The sequence below is a fragment of the Acetobacter sp. KSO5 genome (assembly GCF_044094635.1).
GTDB classification, from domain to species: domain Bacteria; phylum Pseudomonadota; class Alphaproteobacteria; order Acetobacterales; family Acetobacteraceae; genus Acetobacter; species Acetobacter cerevisiae.
Genome location: NZ_CP172014.1, coordinates 1,203,690 through 1,227,429 on the forward strand (window position 1 = coordinate 1,203,690; position 23,740 = coordinate 1,227,429).

The window sequence follows — 23,740 nt, forward strand, 5'->3', positions numbered from 1 at the left end:
AATGGTCAGATTATGACAGCAAGCGTTGTTTCTTCTTACTTCCGGGATGTGCGGGCGCCGCGCGGTGCCCGCACGCGTCTGTGGCCCGATGCGAACTGGGCCGCGCCCGCTGATGCGCAGGCGGCTACGCATTTTGCGCAGGATATGACGCTGGCTTTGCAGGAGGCCGGAGGGCCGGGCGATGTGCTGAACCTGCCGGGTGCTGAAGGGCTGGTTGCCTGTCTGGGGGGCAACAGCCCGTATCTGTCTGATCTGGCACGGCAGGACCCGGTGTTTTTTGCAACGCTGGTGCAAAGCGGACCGGAGCCCTGTGCGAAGGACGTGTTTGCAGCATTTGCCGATTTTGACATCACATCGGGGCGAGAGTGTGTTGCCCGCTTCCTGCGCGAGGCCAAAAAACGCACAGCCCTGATATGCGCTGTGGCGGACCTTGGGGGATTCTGGTCGCTGGAGGAGGTGACGCAAACGCTCAGTCGGCTGGCGGACGCGGCGCTGGAGGTGGCTGTCAGACATTTGCTGTGGAGTGCTCATCAGGCTGGGCAGATTCAGTTACGAGACCCCAAACGTCCGGCGCATGCCAGTGGTTTTGTTGTGCTGGCAATGGGAAAACTAGGGGCACGGGAACTGAATTTCTCCTCGGATATTGATCTGATGGTGCTGTACGATCCGTCCGTGCAGTCTCAGCCTGATACCGTGCGGCGCGTCTTTATCCGTATGACTAGCGATCTTGTGGGCCTCATGGAAGCGCGGGATGCGGATGGCTACGTTTTTCGGACAGATTTGCGCCTGCGGCCAGACCCGTCCTCCACGCCTCCGGCAGTCTCCGTGCAGGCGGCCATCCAGTATTATGAAAGTCTGGGCCAGACATGGGAGCGCGCCGCCATGATCAAGGCGCGGCCGGTTGCAGGCGATATGGCGTTGGGGCGGCGGTTTCTGGCGGCCATTCGCCCGTTTGTCTGGCGCAGGCATCTCGATTTTGCGCTGATTGACGATATTCACGACATGAAGGCCCGCATTGACCGCTACCGCAAGGCGGGGCGCACCGGCCTGGCGGATCTGCCGGATGCGGTGCTGGCGGACCCGGCAGCCAGCCGGGACTGGCTGCTGGGCCATAACGTCAAGCTGGGGCAGGGCGGGATTCGGGAAATCGAATTTCTGGCGCAGGCCATGCAGCTTGTCTGGGGTGGGCGCGTGCCTGCGCTACGGGACCGCACCACCTTTGGCGCGCTGAAAAAACTGGTGGGGTCCGCCTACCTCCCGCGAGAGGAAGCAGAAGTGCTGGCGCGGACCTATCGGTTTTTGCGGGATGCGGAACATCGGTTGCAGATGCGGGCTGACCATCAGACGCATGATCTGCCGGACCGACCGGAGGCGTTTGATGCCTTTGCCGTGTTCATGAATTATACGGATGGCGAGGCACTGGCGCTGGAAATGCTGCCCCGTATGCGGGAAGCCCGGCGTATTTTTGAGCGGCATTTTGCCACCCCGCAGGTGAGCGCCCCCGTACAGGATGCGACCCTTCTGGCCGTGGCCCCGGATGATGAAAATTCTCCGGCCTTGCTGGAACGTCTGGGTTTCCCCGCTGCACAGACAGAAGAGGCGGTGCAGGTGCTGGCCCGCTGGCAGACCAACAGCCTGCGGGCGCTGCGTTCCGAGCGGGCCCGGGCCTTATTGCGCGGTTTGTTGCCTGCGTTGCTGGCCAGTTTTGCAGCGCGTAGTAACCCCTTGGCCTGTCTGCGCCGTTTTGAGGCCTTGCTGGCGCGTCAGCATGCCGGGGTACAGTTGCTCTCCCTGTTCGAGCGGAACCCCGCGCTGATTGACCGGATTGCCGCCCTGTTTGATTCCTCGGCCTTTCTGGCGAACCATCTGGCCGATACGCCCTCTGCCCTGGAAGGGCTGCTGGAACCCGAGCCCGAAGAAGGCCGCAACGTGCTGGACCGCCTGCGGCATCTGGCGACGGAAGTGGATTCAGCGGAACTGCTGGTGACAGCCCTGCGGCCTCTGTTGCGCGGGGAGGAGTTTCGTCTCTCCGTAGCTGTTCTGGAAGGTCGGCTGGGAGAAAATGAAGCCGAGAAGCAGCGGACCGCATTAGCCGATACCATCATGATCGTGCTGATGCGGGCCGTGGAAAAGGAGCATCAGCAGCGCTATGGCCGCGTGCCCGGCGGCGGCATGGCCGTGTTAGCGCTGGGCAAGGCGGGCTCTCGGGAGATGATGCCGGGGTCTGATCTGGATCTGCTGCTGGTGTTTGATCACCCGGAAGATGTGCAGGCCAGTCAGGTGCCGGAGAACGCACTCAGACTTCAGAATGGTCTGTCGGTGCGTGCGCCCCGGTCTCTGGCGGTGTCGCAATATTATACCCGTCTGGCTCATGCTTTTATTGCAGCACTCACCGCTCCCGGCCCGGAAGGCCCGCTTTATGCGGTGGATATGCGGCTGCGTCCCTCCGGTGCGGCGGGTCCGGTCGCCGTCTTCCGCACCGCGTTCCTGAAATACCATGAGGACGCCGCCTGGACATGGGAACGCATGGCGTTGACCCGCGCCCGTGTGATTACGGCCCCCGTGGCACTCAAGGCGCGCTTGCAGGGCGATCTGGTGCGGATTTTGAATGGCGATCTGCGCAAGCCGCGACCCTCCGCCGAAACGCTGCTGGAGGATGCCCGGCATATGCGCGCCCGTCTGGCGCGGGATCTGCCAGCCTCCAGCCCGTGGGATATCAAACGCCGGGCCGGCGGGTTGATGGAGGTCGAGTTCATCGCCCAGATTCTGCAACTGGTGGCAGGCACGAAAGATGCCAGAAACCCCTGCACACGGCGGGCGCTGGCGCTGCTGAAAAAAGGCGGCTTGCTGAGTGCGGCGGAAACAAAACTGCTGCTGGAGGCCGATGCCGTCTGGCGACAGCTGCAATGTTTGCTGCGGCTGCTGTGCGGCCCTGTGCCACCGGTTGATCTGGAGCGGGGACTGGCGCCCGGTGCGGTAAGAATCCTGCTGCGTGTGATGGGAGAAGCCACTCTGCCGGACCTGATGGCGCGCACCGCGCATCTGGCGCAGGCTGTGCGGCAGATCTTCGAGCATCGCGTCGGGCCGGTTGGTGGGGAGGCCAGCTTTGCGGAAAAAGCTGCTGAAGAACGTTCCGCACCCTCAGCCGTTGAGTTTTGAAGGCTGCCTGACAGGGAAATTTTTCAGGCAGCGTTTTCCGATACATCATTTTTCAAGGAAAGAACCGACCATGACAGACACGCAGGACACCACAAAAAACGGCCTGAAAGAGGGCGATATCGCTCCGGATTTCAAAATGGAGGCCAGCCGGGGCCGCACCGTCAGTCTCGCGGAGCTGAAAGGCAAACCGTTTGTGCTGTATTTCTACCCCAAGGCAGACACACCCGGCTGCACCAAGGAAGCCTGTGGCTTCAGTGAGGCTCTGGGGCAGTTTGAAGGGGCGGGGCTGACCGTGATCGGCGTCTCGCGCGATCCGCTTAAAGCGCTCGATAAATTTGCTGAGAAATATGACCTCACATTCCCGCTGGCTTCAGATGAAGCAGGGAGCGTGACGGAAGCCTATGGCGTGTGGGTCGAAAAATCCCTCTATGGCAAAACCTATATGGGGATTGATCGCACCACGTTCCTGATTGGGGCGGATGGCAAAATCGCCCGTATCTGGAAAAAGGTGAAAGTGCCGGGCCATGTGGAGGCTGTGCTGGACGCCGCGAAGGCTCTTTAACAGCACGCCTCCTGCAATCAGGGCCCTCAATCCGGCTGGGGTTACCAGCCGGAGTAATAGCTGCCGGGGGCGGCGTAATAGCCCGGAGCAGGAGCCACCGGCACTGCGGGCACCACCGGCACGGCATAGCCCATAGCGGGCGGCGGCGGAGGTGGCGGCGCATAAGCCACCGGCGGCGGTGCGGCATTGCCCATGGCAGCACCGGCCAGAGCGCCAACAGCCAGACCACCAATCAGCGCGCCGGCAATGGCACCGCCACCGGGGCCACGGTGCCAGCCTCTGCGCGGGCCACCACCCCAGTAACCACCACGCGGCGGCGGAGGCGGACCACCCCAGCCGGGACGGCCCCAGCCGCCGCCCGGATGCGCCTCTGCGGCGGGCAGTGTCGCCAGTGTCGTGCCTGCAATAAGGGGCAGGGCGAGAAGAAGTTTTGTCATACGGCGCATCGTGTGCCTCCTCGAAACTGACAGAGGAAACACCGGAGCGTCTCCTCTTCACGTCCTAATAACGCGCTGCCTCATGGCAATTTCAAGGCCGCTTCCGGGCAATTTGTGTCCCTTAAAAAAGGGCGACTGTTATCCCTGATCAATCACGGTTGTCCGGGGCAGGGTTAGCACCGTCAGCAGCGTGACAAGGGCGCAGGCGGACACGTAATAGGCAAACCACATCTCGTGCCCCGCCTGTTTGCACCACAGTGCGACATATTCCGTTGTGCCGCCAAAGACGGACACCGTAACAGCATAAGGCAGCGCCACACCCAGCGCGCGGATGCGGGTCGGGAAGAGCTCCGCCTTCACCACCGCATTGATGGAGGTGTAGCCAGAGGCGATAAACAGCGCGCCCGTGATCAGCCCAAATGCGGCCCATGCAGAGTGAACACCGGAGAGAATGGTCAGCAGCGGGACGGTGCCCAGCGTAGCGCAGACGCCAAAATACAGTAGCAGCGGGCGGCGACCAATGCGGTCAGACAACGCCCCGAACGCAGGCTGGATGGCTGCAAAAATAATCAGGCAGGCGGAGGAGATCAGCGTTGCAGTCTCTTTGGGAAAACCCAGCGTGTTGGCAAGGTATTTCTGCATATAGATGGTGTAGGTATAGAAAATGACCGTACCACCCAGCGTCATGCCACAGACCGTCAGCACGGCACGCGGGTGCTGAAGCAGGACGCGTAGTCCCCCTTTTTCCTTCTGTGTGCTCGTCTTTTTAAAACGCTCGCTCTCCTGCATGTGGCGACGCAGCCAGAACACCAGCAACGCTCCCATCGCCCCGATAACGAACGGCACGCGCCAGCCCCACGCCGCAATCTGTTCCGGTGTGAGCAGGACATATTGCATCAGCAGTAGAAGCAGCAGTGCCAGCAATTGCCCCATAACCAGCGTGACGTATAGAAAGCCAGACCAGAACCCGCGATGTTCCGGGGTAGCCATTTCCGCCAGATAGGTGGCGGAGGCCCCATATTCCCCACCCAGACTGAGGCCCTGTACCAGTCGGGCCAGCAGCAGCACGGCTGGTGCCAGAAGGCCGATTTGCTCATAGGTCGGGCAGACGGCAATGGCCAGCGAGCCAAAGCACATGGCAGTGACGGAATAAGTCAGTGCGGTGCGGCGGCCATAACGGTCCGCCGCCATACCCAGAAGCCATCCCCCCACCGGACGCATGAAGAAGCCAACGGCAAAAATGGCTGCGGCATTCAGCAATTCTGCGGTTTGGTTGCCACGTGGGAAGAAGGCGTGTGCGAAATAGATGGTAAAGGAGGAATAGACATACCAGTCGTAATATTCCAGCAGGTTCCCGGCAGAGCCTGCCAGAATGCCACGAAGGCGCTGCGCCGTTGTCATTCCGGTTCTCATGTAAAATCTCGCATCTGATAAGAGGCTTTTAAAGGCTGAAAAAGGAGAGGGAGCGGCTTCAGATGTCTGATTTTCCGCTCAGGGCTTTGTGGAGTTTCTGTGTGTCCAGAGAGTTTTCCCAACGGGAAATAACAATGGCAGCGACCGCATTGCCGACCAGATTGGTCAGGGAGCGACATTCCGACATGAAGCGATCAATTCCCAGAATAAGCGCCATGCCACCGACCGGCACGCTGGGGACCACGGAAAGTGTTGCTGCCAGCGTGATAAAACCTGCTCCTGTGACGCCGGCAGCCCCCTTGGAGCTCACCATGGCAACAAGCAGGAGGGCAATCTGTTCCCCAAGGCCCAGATGCACGTCGGTCGCCTGCGCGATGAACAGGGCGGCGAGGGTCATGTAAATATTGGTGCCGTCCAGATTGAAGGAATAGCCCATGGGTACCACCAGCCCGACAATCCCTTGCGGGCAGCCAGCGTTTTCCAGCTTGGAAATCAGCCCCGGCAGGGCAGATTCAGAGGAACTGGTGCCCAGAACAATCAGCAGCTCTTCCTTGATGTAAGCCAGCAGGCGAAAAATGCTGAAGCCCATCATGCGGGTCACCAGCCCCAGAATACCGCAGACGAACAGAATGGCCGTCAGATAGAACGCCAGAACCAGCCCGACCAGATGCCCGATGGACGCCACGCCAAACTTGCCCACCGTAAAGGCCATGGCCCCGAAGGCCCCAATGGGGGCGACATACATCACCAGACGCACCACGCCGAAGACCAGCTCCGTCAGGCTGCGGAACAGGGTGAGAACTTTCTGCCCGCTTTCACCCATCTGCGCGAGGCTGACGCCGAACAGGATGGCAATCAGCAGCACCTGCAAAATCTCGCCCGATGTGAAGGCCCCGGCGGTGGTGCTGGGGATGATGCGCATCAGGAACTCCGTAAAGGAGTGGGAATGCGCTTCACTCACAAAACTGGCGACAGAGCCGGTGTCCAGCGAGGCAGGCTGGATATGCAGCCCCGCGCCGGGGCGGGCGATATTGGCCACCAGCATGCCGACAATCAGCGCCAGCGTTGAAAAACACAGGAAATAGGCCATGGCCTTTCCCGCCACGCGGCCCGTCTGCTTGAGGTCCGCCATCCCGGCAATGCCGGTGCAGACGGTCAGAAAAATGACTGGTGCGATGACCATCTTGATGAGTTTGACAAATCCATCTCCCAGCGGACGCAGGGCCGCGCCAATGTTGGGGAAGAAGGCGCCAACAAGAATGCCCGCAATAACCGCAATAATCACCTGAATATAAAACAGGTGCGCGCGGGAGGAGCCGGAGGGGGCGGAAGCAGTGGTAGGATGAGGCATGGCGAAAAGGGTATTTTCCCGGTTTGTTCATTATTCTTGTCAACGCTGGAGCAGCGCGGCAAACCTGAATGCTGTTGTATACAGGCTCTTCGTTGCATTGGCGTCATAATTTATTACGGGGACCAGATCAGCACGAACCGGCCTCCCTGCCGAGAGAAAATGAGACGGATCACGGATGGATGATGGAATAATGCTGGTTGTTGTGGCTTTGGGAGCACTTGCACTGGGGGCTGTGCTGGCCTGGCTGCTGGGTGGCGGCCGCAAGGGGCAGGGCGGGGCAGATGCGGATCTGCTGGCCCGGCTCTATGTGCTTGTGGAGCAGGAAACCGCCGCCGCCCGGACGGAATCCGCGCACCAGAGAACGCATCTGTCGGAACTGGAACGGGTGATGACCGGGCGCATTGAGCAGGTGCGCTCCGAGCTGGCTGAACGTCTGGCTGGCATGGTTGGCAGTATGGGGCGTGAGCAGGCCGAAGTGCGGGCTGCGCAGGCCGAGGCGCTGCGGGAAATGGCGGAAACCTCCGCCCGCCAGTTGTCCGCCATTCGTGTGGCGGTGACGGATCAGCTGCATGAGGCCGTAGAGCGGCAGATGCAGACCTCCTTCCAGCGTGTGCTGGAGCAGTTTAGCGCCATGCAGAAGGCCATGGGCGAAGTGCGGGCGATGACGGCGCAGATCAGCGACCTCAAACGGCTGTTCGGCAATGTGAAGACCCGTGGCGGCTGGGGAGAAGCGCAGCTCAAGGCCATTCTGGATGATGTGCTGCCGGAAGGGTCTTACGAATCGAACGTACGGCTGGGGCCGGGGAATGATGTAGTAGAATTTGCCATCCGCATGCCGGTGCGTTCCAGCACGCCGCCGGTGCTGCCGGTGGATAGCAAGTTCCCGACCGAAGCCTATGAGCGTTTGCTGAACGCCGTGGAGGAAGGCGATACGGTGGCCGAGAAAGCCGCCCGCAAATCGCTGGAAAGCACGCTGCGGCTGGAAGCACGAAAAATTGCGACCAAATATATTCACCCTCCGCGCACGGTGGAATTTGCCGTGCTGTATCTGCCAACCGACGGCCTCTATGCGGAAGCGGCCCGCATCCCCGGCCTGATTGATGAAATTGGCCGGACCTGCCGGGTGATGATTATGGGGCCCGCTCTCATGCCCGCTCTGCTGCGCACTGTGCATCTGGGTTATGTCACGCTGGCGCTGGAAGACCGGACGGAAACCATTGCCCGCCTGCTGGGCGCAACCCGGCAGGAAATGATCCGCATGGATGGCGTGCTGGAAAAACTGGCGCGGAATGCGCAGGCTATGTCAACATCCATTGAGGAAGCCCGCAGGCGCACCCGTGTGGTCAGCCGCCGCTTGCGGGAACTGGATGCCCCGGAGACGGAAGACGTAGCACTTAATCCTGAAATGGAATTTACTGGCCCTGAACCGGGGAAAACAGCATCAGGACAGTTATGACGGAAGAGACAGCACTGAACACAGATCCGGATACAGCACAGCTCGGCCAGCCCCGAGGCCCCGAGCAGTCCCGAGGCGTTGTGCTGCTGATAGAAGATGACAGCGCGATTGCTGAAGAAATTGTGGGCGAACTGACGGCCCATGGTTTTGAGGTGCGGCACGAGGAAACCGGCGATGCTGGTCTTACGGCTGCCCTCACGGGTGAGGCGCACGTCATGGTGGTGGATCGCCTGCTGCCGGGGATGGATGGCCTGAGCGTGATTGAGGCGGTGCGCCAGCGCGGCATCCGGACGCCGGTGCTGGTGCTGTCCGCTCTCTCCGCTGTGGATGACCGCGTGACCGGTCTGAAGGCAGGCGGCGATGATTACCTGACCAAGCCCTTCGCCATGGAAGAGCTGATGGCGCGGGTGGAAGCGCTGCTGCGCCGCCCGGATGATACGCGCAGCACCCAGTTGCGGGTAGGGCCGCTCTCCATGGATCTGATCGAGCGACGCGTCTGGCGGGATGGTCGGGAGATTGAGCTGCTGCCGCGCGAGTTTCGGTTGCTGGAATATCTCATGCGCAGGCCCGGACAGGTGCTGACCCGCTCCATGATGCTGGAAGATGTCTGGCAGTATCGCTTTATTCCGCGCACCAATCTGGTGGATGTGCATATCGGTAAGCTGCGCCGCAAGGTGGATGCGCCCGGAGAAGAGCCGCTGATCCGCAGCATTCGCGGCACAGGATTCCTGCTGCGTGTTCCTGACTGAGCTTTTCCGCACCGCAACCTTCCGCCTCACACTGGCTGCTCTGGCGGCCATGGCAGGCGTGATGGTGATGCAGTTCGGGCTGGTTTATACCCAGATGGAAGCGGTGGAATCCCGTCGCTCGACCGAACTGCTGCGTGGCGAGGCCCATTTACTGGCGCAAATGACGCCGGAACATCTGGAATATGTCATCCGCAAACGCGCAACGGATGATCTGCGGCTGGTCATCAGCAGTGCCGGACTGTTTGACGCCAGCCACGCCCTGATTGCCGGGGATCTGCACGCATGGCCCAAAGGGCTGGTGGCGGACGGCAAGCCCCATAATATCGAAATCTACCCGGAGGAGGGCGCAGCCTATCCGCTGCGCCTGCTGGCCGAGACCTTGCCGGATGGCACCATTCTGGTGCTGGGGCGCAGCTTTCACCTGCTGGCTGAGCAGAAGCTGATGCTGCGGCATGCCACGGTGGTGGCGGCCATTCCCACCCTGTTATTCGCCCTGTTGCTGGGCATGGTGCTGAGCCGCCGCGCCCTGTTCCGGGTGAAGGAAATGCACGAGGCCATTGACCTGATCATGGCGGGCGATATCCACGAGCGTCTGCCTGCCGGGAAGGAACGGGATGATCTGGAGCGTCTGGCAGGGAGCGTGAACCGTATGCTGGACCGTCTGGAGCACCTGATGGACGGAATGCGGGAGGTCGGCAACGATATTGCACATGATCTCCGCACACCGCTTTCCCGCGTGCGCGCCAAGCTGGAGCGGGCGCTGGCCTCTGGTGGCGAGCGCGAGGCGCTGGAAGATGCCGTCAGCGGGGCAGTCGGCAATCTGGACCAGTGTCTGGGCATTATCACCGCCCTGTTGCGGATTGCGGAGCTGGAAAGCAGCCGCCGCCGCGCCGGGTTTGCGATGGTGAACCTGAACGATCTGGGCGCTGATGTGGTTGATCTCTATGAACCGATTGCGGAAACGGAGGGGGTGACGCTGATTATGCAGCCGACCGCCGTGCCAGTCTGTCTGGACGGGGACCGGCATCTGCTGATCGAACTGCTGGTCAATCTGGTGGATAATGCCATCAAATTCACCCCAGAGGGTGGGGAAGTGACGGTGAGTGTAAGCCGTCAGGCCAGCACGGTCTATTTGACTGTGACCGACACTGGCATTGGCATCGCCCCGGAAGAACGAGGCGCGGTTTTGTCCCGCTTTTACCGCTCGGACAAGAGCCGCCATGTGCCGGGTAGCGGGCTGGGGCTCAGCCTCGTTTCCGCCATTGCCCACCTGCATGACGCGACGGTGCAGATCGATGCGGGGCCGGAAGGGCGTGGAACCCGCTTCACTGTTATATTTGTGTTACAACATTCCTGAAACGCCCAGATTAAAAGCATTTTTATTGGCGCTGAGAGGGGATGTCTGTATCTCAGTTTGTATGAGCGATTTATCTGGATGCTGGCGTTTAGACGTGTCGGCAGGGGCTGTCACGTATGAATGAGATTGTCGTAACGGCGCTTAAAAAGCCGTATACCTTTGTGGTGCTCTCCATTCTTATTCTGGTGTTTGGTATCAGAGGTGTCTTCACGACACCGACTGACGTCTTCCCCAGTATCAAGATCCCGGTGGTGGCCGTGGTCTGGACCTATACCGGCCTGATGCCGGAGGATATGTCCGGCCGTGTGGTTTATTACTACGAGCGCGCGCTGACCGCGACGGTGAACAATATCGAGCATATTGAAAGCCAGTCCTATTACGGCCGCGGGATTGTCAAAATCTTCTTCCAGCCCGGCACGGATACCGCCGTGGCGCAGACGCAGATCACCTCGGTCTCCCAGACGGTGATCAAGCAGATGCCCACCGGCTCCACGCCACCGCTGGTGCTGGCCTATAACGCCTCCTCTGTGCCGGTCATCACGTTGCAGGTCTCCTCGACCTCCATGACGGCCTCACAGATCTACGATATGTCGTCCAACCTCATTCGACCGGCGCTGGTGTCTGTTGCGGGGGCGGCCATCCCGAACCCCTATGGCGGCCAGCCCGGTAACGTGATGGTCGATCTGGACCCCGTCAAACTGCTGGCCCACCGGCTCTCGCCCATCGATGTGTCCAAAGCCCTTAACAGTCAGAACATTGTGCTGCCCGCGGGTGACCAGCGGATTGGCGCGTTTGACTGGATGGTGCAGACCAACGCCTCGCCGCGGGATATGGATGACCTCAACATGCTGCCCATCAAGCAGGTGGGGAATGCTGTGGTCCGCCTGCAGGACGTGGCGTGGGTGCATCAGGGCGGGCCGCCACAGACCAACCTCGTGCTGGTTAAAGGCCAGCAGGGCGTTCTGATTGTGGTCATGAAGAGTGGTGACGCCTCAACACTTGAGGTTGTGGCGGGCGTGAAAAAGCTGCTCCCCGGGATCGTGAAAACCCTGCCCGAAGGTGTCAACATCAAGGTGCTGAATGATGCCTCCACTTTCGTGAAGGAATCCGTGCAGGACGTGCTGCGGGAAATGCTGACCGCTGCCTGTCTGACCGGGCTTGTGGTGCTGCTGTTCCTCGGCTCCTGGCGCTCGACTGTCATTATCGCCACCTCCATTCCGCTGGCCATGCTGTGCTCCATTATCGGGTTGGGCTGGGCCGGGCAGACCATTAACGTCATGACCCTCGGCGGGCTGGCGCTGGCCGTGGGTATTCTGGTGGATGATGCCACCGTGATGATTGAAAACATCGATGCGCATCTCGAGATGGACAAGGATCTCGAGACCGCGATTATCGATGCCGCCAATCAGATCGTGATCCCGACCTTCGTCTCCACGCTGTGTATCTGTATCGTCTGGATGCCGCTGTTCCAGTTGACCGGCGTTGCGGGCTGGCTGTTTATGCCGATGGCTGAAGCCATCATCTTCGCGATGATCGCCTCTTTCATCCTTTCCCGAACCCTCGTGCCGACCATGGCAAAATACATGCTGGCCGCTCAGGTGGCTGCGCATGCCCATGGCCCGGTCGCGCCGAAAACCATTTTCGGCCGGTTCCAGAAGGGGTTTGAGCACAAGTTCGAGCAGTTCCGTCACGGATACCAGAACCTGCTGACCCATCTGGTCGCTACGCGCGGCACCTTCATCCCGGTGTTTGTGGTGTGTTCGCTCGGGTCTCTGGGGCTGCTGTTCTTTGTGGGGCAGGATTTCTTCCCGGAAATCAATTCCGACACCATGGCCATTCACATGCGCGCGCCGCTGGGCACCAAGCTCTCAGAAGCTGGCAAGATTTCTCAGCTGGTGAATGACGAAATTGAACGCACGCTGCCGGGGCAGGTGGAAAGTATTGTCGATAACTGCGGTCTGCCGTTCAGCCCGCTTAATCAGGCCTATATTCCCACCCCCACGGTCGGCACGCAGGATTGTGACCTCACGGTTTCACTGAAAGACCCGGACTCCCCGGTGGCGGAGTATCGCCGGATGATCCGCCATAATCTGGGCGAGAAATTCCCCGGTACGCAGATTTCCTTCCTGCCGGGCGATCTGACCGCCAAGATCCTGAACTTTGGTCTGCCGTCGCCGATTGATGTGCAGATTACGGGCCGCAACCTTGCGGAGAATTTCCGCTTTGCTAACCGTCTGGCCGATCGCCTGCGGCACGTCACGGGGCTGACAGACGTATCTGTCCAGCAGCCGATGACAACGCCCACCCTGCGGGTCAACACGCGGCGAACCTACGCGCTGGGCACCGGCATTACGGAATCCGACGTGGCGAACAACGCGCTGGTTTCGCTTTCCGGTAGCTCTCAGGTGGGGCAGGTCTACTGGCTGGATACCAAGACGGGTGTTTCGCATCTGATTGATATCCAGACGCCAGCGACCTTCCTGCAGACCATGAATGATCTGGAAATCACGCCCATTGATAAGGGTGACGGCAACCCGACGGGCCAGACGCCGCAGATTCTGGGTGGTCTGAGTCAGATCGTCCAGACCGGCACGCCGGGTGAAGTCTCGCACTATAACATTCTGCCGGTGTTCGACATTTACGCTTCTAACGAGGGCATTGATCTCGGCACGGTCTCCCGTGAGGTGGAGCGTATTGTGGATGAGGTCCGCCCGGACCTGCCGCATGGCTCCGCGCTGGAAGTGCGCGGGCAGGCTGTCACCATGAACAGCGCCTATGCGCAGCTGCTCGGTGGCCTCGCCATGTCCGTGCTGCTGGTCTACCTGCTGATTGTGGTCAACTTTCAGTCCTGGCTGGACCCGTTCATCATCATCACAGCCCTTCCGGGCGCACTGGCCGGGATTTCCTGGAGCCTGTTCCTGACGCACACCACACTTTCGGTGCCTGCGCTGACAGGGGCCATCATGTGCATGGGCACGGCAACCGCCAACGCCATTCTGGTGGTGTCCTTTGCGCGGGAGCGGCTGGAAGAGCATGGCGACGCCATTAAGGCCGCCATTGAATCCGGGTTTGAGCGTATTCGCCCCGTGCTGATGACGGCCTCCGCCATGATTATCGGGATGTTGCCAATGTCCCTCAGTAATTCTCAGAACGCGCCACTGGGCAAAGCCGTCATGGGCGGCCTGCTGGTGGCAACAGTTGCAACCTTGCTATTTGTGCCATGTGTTTTCGCCATGCTGCATAATCGAAAAAAGCCGACCACGACGACGGAACAGGGAGAAGGCGCATGAGCGGGTATCATGAAGACGGTGGCCAGCCGGAGCAGACCACACAGCATGATGCGGCGTCTTCCCGCAAAAGGACGATCGGGATCATCATTGTCGCGATAGTCGCCATTATTCTGGCGGTCGTCGGCATTGTGCAGCGGCAGGCGCATTACATGCATCTGGCCAGGGAAACGCAGGAAAACGCGATACCCGCCGTGCAGGTCATCTACCCGCAGCCGGGGCCGTCTGTCCGTACGCTCTCGCTGCCAGCCAATATCGCCGCATGGTATCAGGCTCCCATTTACGCGCAGGTCTCTGGCTACGTGAAAATGTGGTACAAGGACTTTGGGGCCGTGGTGAAAACCGGCGACGTTCTGGCGGAAATCGACACGCCGGGACTGGATGCCCAGTATGCCGCCGCCAAGGCCAATCTGGATGTGGCTCAGGCCCGCTACAAGCTGGCGCAGATTACGGCGCGGCGCTGGAAGGCGTTGCAGGGCACGCAGGCTGTCTCGCAGCAGGAAGTGGACGTGCAGGCTGCCAACGCCGAGGCCCAGCAGGCACAGGTGGAAGCCGCACGCCATGACGTGGAACGGTTTGCCGCACTTGAAGGCTTCAAGAAAATCGTCGCACCGTTTGATGGCATCGTGACGTCACGTTTTGCGGACGTGGGTGATTACGTCAACGCCGGGCGAGGGGATGTGGACTCTCACGGGAATGCCACGGAACTGTTCAGCGTGGCGGATGTGCATGCCATGCGCGTGTTCGTCGCTGTGCCGCAGGACTATGCGGACATTATCTCCCCGCGTCTGGAAGCCGATCTGAGCATCCCGCAATATCCGGACCGCACCTTCAAGGCGAAATTCCTGGCGACCGCGACCGCCTTTAACGCTTCGACCCGTACGGTGACGACGGAACTCACGCTGGACAACAAATCTGGCGAACTCTGGCCGAACTCCTACGCTACCGCCAACTTCAAGGCACCGGGTGACCCCGATATGCTGATCCTGCCGGAAGGTGCGATTATTTTCCGCGCGGAAGGCACGCAGGTCGCGCTGGTGGATGATTCCAACCATGTGCATCTGGTGGGTGTAACGGTCGGGACCAATCTGGGCACGACGGTGCAGATCCTGCGCGGTGTGAAGAAAACGGACCGCGTGGTGAACAGCCCCTCTGCCGGCCTGCTGGATGGCCAGAGCGTAAGGATTGTCAAAGGCACGCCGGGCTACAACGTCGCCCCCAAAAAGCCGACCCCGCCTAAGGCAGAGCAGAAGGCTCCGGCTGAAAAAGCCGAGCAGGGCAACGATGATATCCGCGCCATGCCGGAAGATAATCAGCCAGCGGCAGAAGAAGGAGGCCGCCCATGACAGGGTGCGCCGTGACGCTGCGACTGAAGCGGAGTTTTCTGGTTGGTCTTTCGCTGGCCACCATCCTCTCGGGGTGTGACATGGCCCCGCGCTACAACCCGACAAAACTGAAGCTGCCTGCCCAGTGGGAAGGGCAGAATCACGGGGTTCTTCAGCCCGGTCAGCCGGCGGATGATGCGATCCGCCCGGACTGGTGGACCATGCTGGGAGATCCGCAACTCAACCAGCTGGAAGAGCAGGCCATGCGCCTGAACCCGAGCCTTCAGGCGCAGGCGGAAGCCTTCATGCAGGCGCGTGATGTGGCGATGGAAGCCAAGTCCCACCTGTATCCGCAGGTCAATGGTGCAGCGAGTGGTGAGAAATATAAGGGCTCGCGCCACAGGCTGTGGCGCGGGGCAGGGTCCGCTGGGCCGGTCTATATGTCGTCCGAGCAATATTCGGGCACAGCGACATGGGAGCCGGATTTCTGGTCGGCCATCCGCAACAAGGTGCGCATGGCCAAGCAGGGCACGCAGGCTGAGGCCGCAGCCTATGCGCTGGCACGCCTGAGCCTGCAGGCCGAACTGGCGAGTGATTACGTGACGCTGCGTGGTCTGGATGCGCAGGATGCAGTGTATCGGGATTCCATCCGCTACTATCAGACGGCAGTGCAGGTCACCAAAATGCGTCTGGCAGGGGCGATTGCGCCGGGGATGGACGTCTCACGTGCAGAAACCCAGCTCTACACCACGCAGGCGCAGGAAACCGAAGTGCGCTCCCAGCGGGATGTGATGGAGCATGCCATTGCGGTGTTGGTGAATCAGGCTCCGGCCTCGTTCCATATCGCGCCGGTCACGCGTCTGGGGTTTGCTGAGGCGCAGCCGCCGGTTGCTCTGCCATCCACGTTGCTGGAACGGCGACCGGATATTGCCGAGGCCGAGCGGCGTATGGCGCAGGCCAACCGGGCGATTGGTGTTTCACGCGCGGCGTTCTATCCGCATATTACCTTCAACGCCATGACGGGCTTCATGGATAACGGGTTTGACCTCGCGTCTCTTTCCAACTCCATGTACCAGTTTGGCGTGCAGGCGCTGTTGCCGTTGTTTCAGGGCGGCCTGCGGCGTGCCGAGCTGCAACGCAACTGGTCGCAATACCGGGAGCAGGAAGACCTGTATCGCAGCACTGTGCTGGATGCGTTTCAGGAGGTGGAAGATAACCTGACGCGCACCAGCCGCCTGAAGACGGAAGCGCAGCAGCAGAGCAGCGCAGTGGATGCCGCCCTGCATACCCAGACCATGACCATGGCGCTCTATACCGGCGGCCTGACCAACTACCTTGATGTGGTGGTGGCACAGGTGGCGGCGCTGAACGCGCGTATTGCCCTTGTGCAGGTGCAGACCCGCGCTGTTGATGCGCGTGTGGAGCTGATTCGCGCGCTGGGTGGTGGCTGGTCTCGGGCAGAGCTGCCGCAGTCTGATAAAATCATGCCGTTCCACCCGTTGCAGTATGGTAATCTGCGCCATGCAGCCCCGCTTGGTGGCATCAGCACACAGACTGATCCGGCTGCTTCTGACCTGACATCGGGTAGTGCAAATATGCGTCAGCCTCTTGACATAAGCGGCGCGCACCGGTAAGCGCGCCTTTCCTATCGGAACGCGGGAGGCTCGTCCTGTGCCATAACCATGGCTCAGAGGAGTCGTGAGAACCGCGGTCCGGGTTCAATAATGAGGAGTCCCGGATATGGCCAAAAAAGTTGTTGGCTACATCAAGCTTCAGATTCCTGCTGGCAAAGCGAATCCTTCGCCGCCGGTTGGTCCCGCGCTCGGTCAGCGTGGTCTGAACATCATGCAGTTCTGTAAAGAGTTCAACGCCAAGACCCAGGGTCTTGAGCCTGGTATGCCGATCCCGGTCGTCATCACCGCTTATGCAGACCGCACGTTCAGCTTCATCACCAAGACGCCGCCGAACACTTATTTCCTGCTGAAAGCTGCCAAGATTTCCAAAGGCAGCCAGACGGTTGGTAAGTCTGCTGCTGTTGGTAAGGTGACCATGGGTCAGCTGCAGGAAATCGCAGAGCAGAAGTTCAAAGACATGAACGCTAACGATATCGATGGCGCTGTGCGGATGCTGGCAGGTTCTGCCCGCTCCATGGGTCTGACGGTGGAGGGCTGAGAGCATGGCTAAGAACAAGCGTATTGCCGCTGCACGCAGCAAAGTCACTCACGGTCAGTCTTACGGTCTGGACGAAGCTATTTCCCTGGTAAAGGGCAATGCAACGGCCAAGTTTGACGAAACAGTTGAAATCTCCCTCAACCTGGGCATCGACCCGCGTCATGCTGACCAGATGGTCCGCGGTTTTGTTTCCCTGCCGAACGGCACGGGTAAGACGCTGCGCGTTGGTGTGTTTGCTCGTGGCGCGAAAGCTGAAGAAGCAACCGCTGCTGGTGCCGACGTTGTTGGTGCTGAAGACCTGATGGAAAAAGTGCAGGCTGGCGAAATCGAATTCGATCGCTGCATTGCAACTCCGGACATGATGGCTCTCGTTGGTCGTCTCGGTAAGATCCTCGGTCCGCGTGGTCTGATGCCGAACCCGAAGCTGGGCACCGTGACCATGGACGTTAAGGGTGCTATCACGGCAGCCAAGTCCGGTCAGGTCGAATACCGCGCTGAAAAAGCCGGTATCGTGCATGCTGGCATCGGCAAGGCTTCTTTCGATGAAGCGAAGCTGATTGAAAATGCTCGCGCATTCATCGATGCCGTGCAGAAAGCTCGCCCGACGGGTGCAAAGGGCACGTATCTGAAAAAGATCGCTCTTGCGTCCACCATGGGCCCGGGCGTTCAGGTCGATATCTCAGCTTTCGCAGGCTGAGTTTGAGATGCTGCTGTGCCGGGCTTCGGTCTGGTGCGGCACATTAAGGGAAGTGCCTTCGGGTTGCTTCCCGATCCTGTCCGAGATCACACGTGGCCTTGTGCCGTAAAAAACCTTACAGGTTTGCGCGTGTAAGACGGGGATGCTGGTTGCAGGCTGTTTTTCGGCAGGCTCCGGGTATTCCGTTTGAAGGACAGGCGAGCGGATTTCACACTGTTTTTGTGAAATCCTGAGGGCAACCCGCTTTATTCGGCCAAGGCTGGATGAAGCAAGACGGAGACGGGATTTGAACCGTACGGAAAAGCAGGCCGCTGTTGCCGCCCTTGCCGCCGTGTTCGCCGAAACGTCCATGGTTGTGGTGACCCAGAATGCTGGGTTGACCGTAGCTGATGTGACGGATCTGCGACGCAAAGTGCGTGCAGCGGGTGCAACTTACAAGGTCGCAAAAAACCGGCTGGCAACTCTCGCCCTGGATGGGACCCAGTTCGACGGCATTAAGCCGATGCTTAAAGGACCGACTGCTCTTGCATGGGCAGCTGATCCGGTAGCAGTGGCAAAGGTGATCGTCGAGTTCGCCAAAACCAATGACAAGCTTGTGCTGGTCGGGGGTTCTCTTGGTTCGCAGGTGCTTGACGCCAACGGACTGAAGGCTCTGGCCGAACTGCCGTCTCTGGATGCACTGCGCGCGCAGCTCGTGGGTCTTATCTCCACGCCCGCTACGCGTATCGCAGGTGTTGTTCAGGCGCCGGCAGGGCAGCTTGCCCGGGTTTTTGGGGCCTATGCCAAAACGGGTGAGGCGGAAGCCGCCTAAAGCACGCCTTCATCTGAAGACGTGTTCAAGAAATCGCATGGCCTTCCACCGGGGAGGTTGTGCTTTGCAAACCAGTGTTTATATTAGGAAGTCTAATCATGGCTGATCTGAACAAGCTCGTTGACGAACTGTCTGCTCTGACCGTTCTCGAAGCTGCTGAACTCTCCAAGCTGCTGGAAGAAAAGTGGGGCGTTTCCGCCGCTGCTCCGGTTGCTGTTGCTGCTGCTGGTCCGGCTGCTGCCGCTGCTCCGGCTGAAGAAAAGACCGAATTTGACGTCGTTCTGACCAAAGCTGGCGACAAGAAAATCAACGTCATTAAGGAAATCCGTGGCATCACGGGTCTGGGCCTGAAAGAAGCCAAAGACCTGGTTGAAGGCGCACCGAAGACCGTTAAAGAAGGCGCTAGCAAAGACGAAGCCGAAAAAATCAAGAAAGCTCTTGAAGACAACGGCGCCAGCGTCGAAATTAAATAAGTTTGCCAAAGTCCCGCTGCCTCAGGGTGGCGGGGTAATGGAAAAGGTTTTCGGGTGGGGGTATGTTGCCTCTGCCCGTTTGCCTGTTTCGGATCCGGTTCGGAGCAGGTATAGAGGCCGGGGTCTTCCCGGTATCAGTGAAGGCCGGTTACTACAGATCGGACCATCAGGCTCGCGGTAGAGCGCGGCGGGCCTGATGGTCCGAGACAAAGGGCAGGGCAGGAGCGACGATGAACGCAATCACCAAATCGTTCACAGGACGGAAGCGGATTCGCAAGAGTTTCGGGCGGATCCCCGAAATCGCTCCGATGCCGAACCTGATTGACGTGCAGCGGGCGTCTTACGAGACGTTTCTTCAGGCGAATGTGTCGCCTGATGCGCGCACGCCGACAGGTTTGCAGGAGGTTTTCCGGTCTGTATTCCCGATTAATGACTTTGCAGGTCGCGGGCGGCTGGAATTCGTTAGCTACGAATTCGAAGAGCCGAAATATGATGTTGAAGAATGCATTCAGCGCGGGCTGACCTATTCCGCTCCGCTGAAAGTGATCCTGCGTCTCATTGTATGGGACGTGGATGAAGATACGGGTTCCCGCTCCATCCGGGATATCAAGGAGCAGCCGGTCTATATGGGCGACATGCCCCTGATGACCGACAACGGGACCTTCATTATCAATGGCACCGAGCGTGTTATCGTCAGCCAGATGCACCGGTCTCCCGGTGTGTTCTTTGACCACGATAAGGGCAAGACGCACTCTTCCGGTAAATATCTGTTTGCCGCACGCGTCATTCCGTATCGCGGTTCCTGGCTGGACTTCGAGTTCGACGCCAAAGATCTGATTTATGTGCGTATCGACCGGAAGCGTAAGCTGCCTGTCACCACGCTGCTGTATGCGCTGGAAGGCGAGGCATCTGCCGCTGCCCGTAAGGCGAAAATGGCTGAAGGCGGTGACGTCGACGCTCTGGATATCAAGGGGATGGATGATAATGAAATCCTCTCCTACTTCTATGACACCGTCACCTTCACCAAAACGGCTAAAGGCTGGGCGCGTCCGTTCGATGCGGACTCTTTCCGTGGTCTGAAGCTGCTGGCACCGCTGGTTGACGCAGAAACCGGCGAAGTGGTTGCTGAGGCAGAAGCCAAGCTGACTGCTCGTATGGTGCGCAAGATCGCTGAAAAAACCCGCGAAGTGCTGGTTGGCGAAATTGACCTTCTGGGCCGCTTCATCGCCCGGGATATGGTCAATCTCGAAACAGGCGAGATCTACGCAGAAGCTGGTGATGAGATCACGGAAGCAACGCTGACGGGTCTTGACGACGCTGGTGTAACAGAGCTGCCGGTTCTGGCGATTGATGCTGCCAAGGGTCCGTGGATCCGCAACACGCTGACGGTTGATAAAAACACCGCGCGTGATGAAGCGCTGATCGACATCTACCGCGTCATGCGTCCGGGTGAGCCGCCGACGGCTGAAACCGCTGACGCCATGTTCCATGGTCTGTTCTTCGATCCCGACCGTTACGACCTCTCTTCGGTCGGTCGTGTGAAGATGAACATGCGCCTTGATATCGATGTGCCGGATACCGTGCGCGTGCTGCGCAAGGAAGACATCCTGCGCACCATCAAGGTGATGTGTGAACTGAAGGACGGCCGCGGTCAGGTCGACGATATTGATAACCTTGGTAACCGCCGTGTTCGCTCGGTTGGTGAACTGATGGAAAACCAGTATCGCGTTGGCCTGCTGCGTATGGAACGCGCTATTCGTGAGCGTATGGGCTCCGTCGATATTGATACGGTCATGCCGCATGATCTGATCAACGCGAAGCCTGCTGCTGCTGCTGTGCGTGAATTCTTCGGGTCTTCCCAGCTGAGCCAGTTCATGGATCAGACCAACCCGCTGTCTGAAGTCACGCATAAGCGTCGTCTCTCAGCGCTTGGCCCGGGTGGTCTGACACGTGAGCGCGCAGGGTTTGAAGTCCGTGACGTTCATCCGACCCACTATGGCCGTATCTGCCCGATTGAAACGCCTGAAGGCCCCAACATCGGTCTGATCAACTCTCTCTCCACCTACGCCAAGGTGAACAAATACGGCTTTATTGAAACGCCGTATCGCCTGGTGAAAGACGGCGTTCTTCAGGATGGCTGGAAATATCTTTCCGCCATGGAAGAAGAAAAGCTGGTGGTGGCACAGGCCGACGCCAAGCAGGATGCTGATGGCACCCTGACGGGTGATCTGGTGTCCGTGCGTCGTGGCGGGGACTTCCGTCTCGTGCCGCCGACCGAAGTGACGGCTTGTGACGTTTCTCCCAAGCAGCTGGTTTCCGTCGCTGCTGCGCTCATTCCGTTCCTTGAGAACGATGACGCGAACCGCGCACTGATGGGCTCCAACATGCAGCGTCAGGCTGTGCCGCTGGTGCGCTCTGATGCGCCGCTGGTTGGCACAGGGATGGAAGCCGCAGTGGCTCATGACTCCGGTGCAACAATTGTTGCCCGTCGTCAGGGTATTGTGGATCAGATCGACGGTGCTCGTATTGTTGTGCGTGCAACCGATGAGAACGGGTCTACGCAGGGCGTTGATATCTATCGTCTGCGGAAATACTCCCGCTCCAACCAGTCCACCTGCATCAACCAGCGCCCGCTGGTGCATGTTGGGGATACGGTTCGCGCTGGTGACATCATTGCCGATGGTCCGTCCACGGAGCTGGGTGAACTGGCTCTGGGCCGTAACACGCTTGTCGCGTTCATGCCCTGGAACGGTTACAACTTCGAAGATTCGATCCTGATCTCCGAACGTATTGCGAAGGATGACGTGTTTACCTCGATCCATATCGAGGAATTCGAAGTCATGGCGCGTGATACCAAGCTGGGTCAGGAAGAAATCACGCGTGATATCCCCAACGTGGGTGAAGAAGCGCTGCGTAACCTGGACGAAGCCGGTATCGTTTACGTCGGTGCTGAAGTGAACCCCGGTGATATCCTCATCGGTAAGGTCACGCCGAAGGGTGAAAGCCCGATGACGCCGGAAGAAAAACTTCTGCGCGCCATCTTCGGTGAAAAAGCGTCTGACGTGCGTGACACGTCTCTGCGTCTGCCGCCCGGCACGACCGGTACCATTGTTGACGTCCGCGTGTTCTCACGCCGCGGCGTGGACAAGGACGAGCGTGCAATGGCGATTGAACGCGCCGAAATCGAACGTCTGTCCAAGGACCGTGATGACGAGCGCGCCATTCAGGAACGCTCCTTCTATAGCCGTCTGCGTGAAAAGCTGCTCGATCAGACCGCAGGCGCTGGCTTCAAGGGTATTCGCTCCGGCACCGTGATTACGGATGAAGTTCTGGACGAAAACCCCCGTGGCACCTGGCGCAACATTGTTGTGGCGTCTGATGAGGTCATGGCTGAGCTGGAAACACTGCGTCGTGAATTTGATGCCTCTGTGGCAAAAATTCAGGCTCGCTTTGAAAGCAAGGTTGAAAAGCTTCAGCGCGGTGATGAACTGCCGCCCGGCGTGATGAAGATGGTCAAGGTGTTTGTCGCGGTGAAGCGTAAGCTGCAGCCGGGTGACAAAATGGCCGGTCGTCACGGGAACAAGGGTGTGGTTTCTCGCGTGGTGCCTGTTGAAGACATGCCCTTCCTGGAAGATGGCACGTCTGTGGATATCGTGCTGAACCCGCTGGGTGTGCCGTCACGTATGAACGTGGGGCAGATTCTGGAAACGCATCTTGGCTGGGCTTGCGCCAACCTTGGTCGTGGCATTGGTGAACTGGTGGATGAATACCAGCGCACTGGTGAAAAGCGTCAGGAACTGCTGGACCGTCTGAAAGACGTGTATGGGCAGAATATCTATGACGAAGCCATTGCCGATATGGACAACCGCGAGCTGACCGAGTTGTGCAACAATCTGCGCAAGGGCGTGCCGATTGCAACGCCGGTGTTCGATGGGGCCTCCATCCCGGATATTGAAGCCATGCTTGAAAAAGCCGGTGTTCATAAATCCGGTCAGTCTCAGCTGATTGACGGGCGCACGGGCGAGCCGTTTGAGCGTAAGACCACGGTTGGTTACATTTACATGCTCAAGCTGCATCACCTTGTGGATGACAAGATCCATGCTCGTTCCATCGGTCCGTACTCCCTTGTGACTCAGCAGCCGCTGGGTGGTAAGGCGCAGTTCGGTGGTCAGCGCTTTGGTGAAATGGAAGTCTGGGCTCTTGAAGCCTATGGTGCTGCGTATACGCTGCAGGAAATGCTGACGGTGAAATCGGATGACGTGTCCGGTCGAACCAAGGTCTACGAAGCCATTGTGCGTGAGCAGGATGACTTTGAAGCCGGTATTCCGGAAAGCTTTAACGTTCTGATCAAGGAACTGAAGTCCCTTGGCCTGAATGTTGAGCTGGAGCAGGGGGCCAAATAAAGGTGACCCTTAGCAGCACGATCCGTTTTTATTTTGAGGGGGAGGCCGGAATGACGATTCCGGCTCCTCATTTCCCTTTGGGGGCTTC

At 59.4% G+C, this 23,740-nt stretch carries 16 protein-coding genes; 13 read left to right on the forward strand and 3 right to left on the reverse strand.

What is annotated here, in order from left to right:
- Positions 1 to 12 precede the first annotated feature (12 nt).
- On the forward strand, positions 13 to 3,159 hold the full coding sequence (locus ACHQGU_RS05495; protein WP_395496114.1) for a bifunctional [glutamine synthetase] adenylyltransferase/[glutamine synthetase]-adenylyl-L-tyrosine phosphorylase: 3,147 nt from the start codon (positions 13 to 15) through the stop codon (positions 3,157 to 3,159).
- A 70-nt stretch (positions 3,160 to 3,229) separates the two neighbouring features.
- Positions 3,230 to 3,721: a thioredoxin-dependent thiol peroxidase gene (gene bcp, locus ACHQGU_RS05500; protein ID WP_395496115.1), complete on the forward strand. Its 492-nt coding sequence runs from the start codon at positions 3,230 to 3,232 to the stop codon at positions 3,719 to 3,721.
- A 41-nt stretch (positions 3,722 to 3,762) separates the two neighbouring features.
- Here the strand turns inward: bcp and ACHQGU_RS05505 are convergent, their stop codons facing one another.
- From ACHQGU_RS05505 to ACHQGU_RS05515, 3 genes are all read right to left on the reverse strand, one after another.
- Positions 3,763 to 4,167 carry a hypothetical protein gene (locus ACHQGU_RS05505; protein WP_062272520.1) on the reverse strand — a complete coding sequence of 135 codons (405 nt, stop codon included), beginning with the start codon at positions 4,165 to 4,167 and terminating at the stop codon, positions 3,763 to 3,765.
- A gap of 129 nt (positions 4,168 to 4,296) precedes the next feature.
- Positions 4,297 to 5,559: an MFS transporter gene (locus tag ACHQGU_RS05510; protein WP_395496116.1), complete on the reverse strand. Its 1,263-nt coding sequence runs from the start codon at positions 5,557 to 5,559 to the stop codon at positions 4,297 to 4,299.
- Positions 5,560 to 5,629: 70 nt separating this feature from the next.
- Complete coding sequence (locus tag ACHQGU_RS05515) at positions 5,630 to 6,922, reverse strand: dicarboxylate/amino acid:cation symporter (RefSeq protein ID WP_395496118.1); 1,293 nt, start codon at positions 6,920 to 6,922, stop codon at positions 5,630 to 5,632.
- Positions 6,923 to 7,097: 175 nt separating this feature from the next.
- Here ACHQGU_RS05515 and ACHQGU_RS05520 point away from each other — a divergent pair, with 175 nt between their 5' ends.
- The 11 genes from ACHQGU_RS05520 to rpoB all read left to right on the forward strand — a co-directional run bounded on the left by ACHQGU_RS05520 (position 7,098) and on the right by rpoB (position 23,652).
- Positions 7,098 to 8,378, forward strand: coding sequence for a DNA recombination protein RmuC (locus tag ACHQGU_RS05520; RefSeq protein ID WP_395496119.1), 1,281 nt, complete (start codon positions 7,098 to 7,100; stop codon positions 8,376 to 8,378).
- Complete coding sequence (locus ACHQGU_RS05525; protein WP_062272527.1) at positions 8,375 to 9,127, forward strand: response regulator transcription factor; 753 nt, start codon at positions 8,375 to 8,377, stop codon at positions 9,125 to 9,127. Before ACHQGU_RS05520 ends, ACHQGU_RS05525 begins: the two co-directional genes overlap by 4 nt.
- Complete coding sequence (locus ACHQGU_RS05530) at positions 9,114 to 10,484, forward strand: HAMP domain-containing sensor histidine kinase (protein ID WP_062141839.1); 1,371 nt, start codon at positions 9,114 to 9,116, stop codon at positions 10,482 to 10,484. The genes ACHQGU_RS05525 and ACHQGU_RS05530 overlap by 14 nt, the downstream gene beginning before the upstream one ends.
- Before the next feature lie 116 nt (positions 10,485 to 10,600).
- Complete coding sequence (locus ACHQGU_RS05535; RefSeq protein ID WP_253555253.1) at positions 10,601 to 13,774, forward strand: efflux RND transporter permease subunit; 3,174 nt, start codon at positions 10,601 to 10,603, stop codon at positions 13,772 to 13,774.
- Positions 13,771 to 15,117, forward strand: coding sequence for an efflux RND transporter periplasmic adaptor subunit (locus tag ACHQGU_RS05540; protein WP_062141837.1), 1,347 nt, complete (start codon positions 13,771 to 13,773; stop codon positions 15,115 to 15,117). The genes ACHQGU_RS05535 and ACHQGU_RS05540 overlap by 4 nt, the downstream gene beginning before the upstream one ends.
- Positions 15,118 to 15,197: 80 nt before the next feature.
- Complete coding sequence (locus ACHQGU_RS05545) at positions 15,198 to 16,730, forward strand: efflux transporter outer membrane subunit (RefSeq protein WP_395496388.1); 1,533 nt, start codon at positions 15,198 to 15,200, stop codon at positions 16,728 to 16,730.
- A gap of 106 nt (positions 16,731 to 16,836) precedes the next feature.
- Positions 16,837 to 17,268 (forward strand): 50S ribosomal protein L11, encoded by a 432-nt coding sequence (rplK, locus tag ACHQGU_RS05550; protein WP_062141835.1) that lies wholly within the window; start codon positions 16,837 to 16,839, stop codon positions 17,266 to 17,268.
- 4 nt (positions 17,269 to 17,272) lie between these two features.
- Positions 17,273 to 17,965, forward strand: coding sequence for a 50S ribosomal protein L1 (gene rplA / locus ACHQGU_RS05555; RefSeq protein ID WP_043552226.1), 693 nt, complete (start codon positions 17,273 to 17,275; stop codon positions 17,963 to 17,965).
- A 286-nt stretch (positions 17,966 to 18,251) separates the two neighbouring features.
- Positions 18,252 to 18,776, forward strand: a complete 525-nt coding sequence (rplJ, locus tag ACHQGU_RS05560) for a 50S ribosomal protein L10 (protein ID WP_025826432.1) — start codon at positions 18,252 to 18,254, stop codon at positions 18,774 to 18,776.
- A gap of 98 nt (positions 18,777 to 18,874) precedes the next feature.
- Positions 18,875 to 19,249 carry a 50S ribosomal protein L7/L12 gene (rplL, locus tag ACHQGU_RS05565; protein WP_062141832.1) on the forward strand — a complete coding sequence of 125 codons (375 nt, stop codon included), beginning with the start codon at positions 18,875 to 18,877 and terminating at the stop codon, positions 19,247 to 19,249.
- Positions 19,250 to 19,479: 230 nt separating this feature from the next.
- Positions 19,480 to 23,652 (forward strand): DNA-directed RNA polymerase subunit beta, encoded by a 4,173-nt coding sequence (rpoB, locus tag ACHQGU_RS05570; protein WP_215753459.1) that lies wholly within the window; start codon positions 19,480 to 19,482, stop codon positions 23,650 to 23,652.
- The last annotated feature ends 88 nt before the right edge of the window (positions 23,653 to 23,740 follow it).